This window comes from Streptomyces sp. NPDC051576 (genome assembly GCF_040681835.1).
Taxonomy (GTDB): domain Bacteria; phylum Actinomycetota; class Actinomycetes; order Streptomycetales; family Streptomycetaceae; genus Streptomyces.
In genome coordinates this window covers 1-1443 of sequence record NZ_JBFAZO010000027.1, presented here as the reverse complement: position 1 = coordinate 1443, position 1443 = coordinate 1, and the positions used below count along the sequence as shown (strand labels likewise).

The following is a 1443-nucleotide window of genomic DNA, read 5'->3' as shown; positions in this document are numbered from 1 at the left end:
TCCCTACGTTGTTCTGCGGGCTGTGGTGAGCCCCTCGTATGGTTCACCTACCCAGGGGCGCCGGGTGTGGTTGAAAACGCTCTGCCGCTTGTGGCTTTCACTGATTGGCCGCCCGGTGCCCCACGACGACTCGGCTGCCAATTAGGAATTGCGAATGATCGCTGAGTAGGGAATCGACAGCGAGGTCGTCCGTCGGGAGGCATCAGCATCACACCGCACGGAGGCATCACATGGCCGCGATCTGGGCCGGCATCGACGCAGGCAAGACCCATCACCATTGCGTAGTGATCGATGAGAGCGGCCGTCGGCTGCTGTCACGTCGCGTCGCCAATGACGAGCCCGAAATCCTCGAACTCCTCGCCGACGTCCTGGCTTTGGGCGACGAGGTGACCTGGGGCATCGACCTGGCCGACGGCGGAGCCGCCCTGGCCATCGCCGTCCTCCTCAACAACGACCAGCTGGTGCACTACATCTCCGGCCGGGCCATCCACCGCGCCTCCGAGAGCTACCGCGGCGAGGGCAAGACCGACGCCAAGGACGCCGCCGTCATCGCCGACCAGGTCCGCATCCGCCGCGACCTGCACCCCTTACATGCCGGCGACGCCACCGTCACCGACCTCAAACTCCTCACCGGCCGGCGCACGGACATGGTCGCCGACCGCACCCGCACGGTCAACCGTCTGCGAGCCCAGCTCACGAGCGTCTTGCCCGGCCTGGAACGGGCTTTGGACCTCACCAACACAGGCCCGCTCACCCTGCTGACCGGCTACCAGACCCCCGCGGCCATCCGCCGCATCGGTGCCAAGCGTCTTCAGACCTGGCTGCGCAACCGTCACGTCGTACGCGCCGACCGGCTCGCCGAGATCGCCGTCCAGGCCGCCGAACGCCAGCACACCAGCCTGCCCGGCGAGAAACTGGCTGCGGAACTGGTGCACACACTGGCGAGGGAGGTGATGAGCCTCAACCAGCAGGTCGCCGAGCTCGACAAAGTCATTGAGACCCGGTTTCGCCAGCACCACGCCTTCGACGTGATCACCAGCATGCCGGGGCTGGGCGTCATCCTCGGCGCCGAGTTCCTGGCCGCCACCGGCGGCGACATGACGGTCTTCGGCACGGCAGACCGTCTCGCCGGCTTCGGCGGCGTCGCACCTGTGCCTCGCGACTCCGGGAAGATCAGCGGCAACCTGCGGCGCCCGCGGCGCTACAACCGCCGGCTCCAACGCGTCTTCTACATCTCGGCGTTGTTCAGCATCCGCCACTGCGACGAGTCGCGCCGGTTCTATGACCGCAAACGCGGTGAGGGCAAGCGTCATACCCAGGCCGTGCTCGCCCTGGCCCGCCGCCGCGTGAACGTCCTCTGGGCACTCCTACGCGATGGACGACGCTACGAGCTCACCCCACCCAGTCCCCTCGCGGCTTGACAAACCGCATTAGGAATCAGTG

At 67.1% G+C, this 1443-nt stretch carries 1 protein-coding gene; it reads left to right on the top strand.

Annotated elements, in window-relative coordinates; genetic code table 11:
* Positions 1–230: 230 nt before the first annotated feature.
* A complete protein-coding gene (locus AB0M63_RS44575) occupies positions 231–1421 on the top strand; it encodes an IS110 family transposase (RefSeq protein ID WP_366023406.1) in 1191 nt (396 codons plus the stop codon).
* Positions 1422–1443: the final 22 nt, after the last annotated feature.